The following is a 1,194-nucleotide window of genomic DNA, read 5'->3' as shown; positions in this document are numbered from 1 at the left end:
CGCGCGGCCGAGCAGGATCCGGTCCGGCACCCGGTCCATGACCTCGTGGTTGGTGTCGTCCGAGGTCTCCGTCAGCCCGTAGGCGTTGACCAGCCCGATCCCGGACTCGGCCGCGAACCAGCGCTCGGCGAGCTCCTTCTTCAGCGCCTCACCGGTCACCGAGACGCACCGCAGGTCCGGCAGTTCGCGGGGGCGCTGCTCCAGACTGGACAGGACGACTTCGAGGTAGGACGGCACCACTTGGAGCACGCCGACCCGGCCGTCGACGATCGTGTCGAGGAACTGCTGGGCATCCAGGATCGCCTCCTGTTCGACCAGCAGGGTCCGACCGCCGACCAGGAGCGCGGAGAGCAGTTGCCACAGCGAGATGTCGAAGCACTGGGGTGCGGTCTGGGCCACCACCTGCCCCTCGCCGATCCCCAGATCGTCGATCTTGGCGAACAGATGGTTGAGCATGCCCGCGTGCTCACACATCGCCCCCTTCGGCTCGCCCGTGGAGCCGGACGTGAAGTAGATGTAGGCGAGCTGGTCCGGCGCGACGGCGATACCGAGATCACCGTCGGGATGGTCTTCTTCGTAGGCCGCGTCGACGACCAGTGTCTGGACTGCGGGCAGCGTCTCGAGGGCCTGGTCGAGGGTGGTGGTGCTGCCGGGTTCGGTCAGCACCAGGCCGCACCCCGCGCGGGCAAGTGTGGTCGCGATGCGCCCGGCCGGAAAATGCGGCTCGACGGGAAGGTATACGCCCCCGGCCTTGAAGATGGCCAGCACGGCGGCCAGCCAGTTGAGGTTGCGCTCCGTCACCACCGCGACGACGCCCTCGCGGCCGAGGCCGCGGGCCAGCAGGGCGCGTGCCAGCCGGTTCGCGCGGGCATTGAGCTCGCGGTAGGTCCACTGCCTTTCGCCGTGCACGGCTGCGACGGCGTCCGGATGCGTCCGCACTCGCTCCTCGAACAGCTCGTGCACCCGGCGGTCCGGCAACTCCCGGCGCGGTCCGGCCAGCCCTTCGAGCTGGAAGCGGAGTTCCTCGTCGGACAGCAGGCTCTGCCGCCCGTGCCCGGCATCAGGGTCGGCGGCGATCAGTGCGAGTGCGGTGAGGTGATAGCCGGCGATCCGGGCGGCGCAGTCCGCGTCGAGGACGTCGGTGCGGTAGCGCAGCTGCAGCACACGCCGGCCGCCGCGGCGGGGGAACCCGAT

At 70.3% G+C, this 1,194-nt stretch carries 1 protein-coding gene; it reads right to left on the bottom strand.

All coding sequences use genetic code 11. The features are described from left to right. Positions 1-1,194: AMP-binding protein (locus AB0D12_RS41340; RefSeq protein WP_362695270.1), on the bottom strand; the 1,194-nt coding region annotated here is incomplete at both ends.

The sequence above is a fragment of the Streptomyces sp. NPDC048479 genome, from assembly GCF_040651435.1.
Taxonomy (GTDB): domain Bacteria; phylum Actinomycetota; class Actinomycetes; order Streptomycetales; family Streptomycetaceae; genus Streptomyces.
This window is presented reverse-complemented; position numbering and strand designations above follow the sequence as displayed.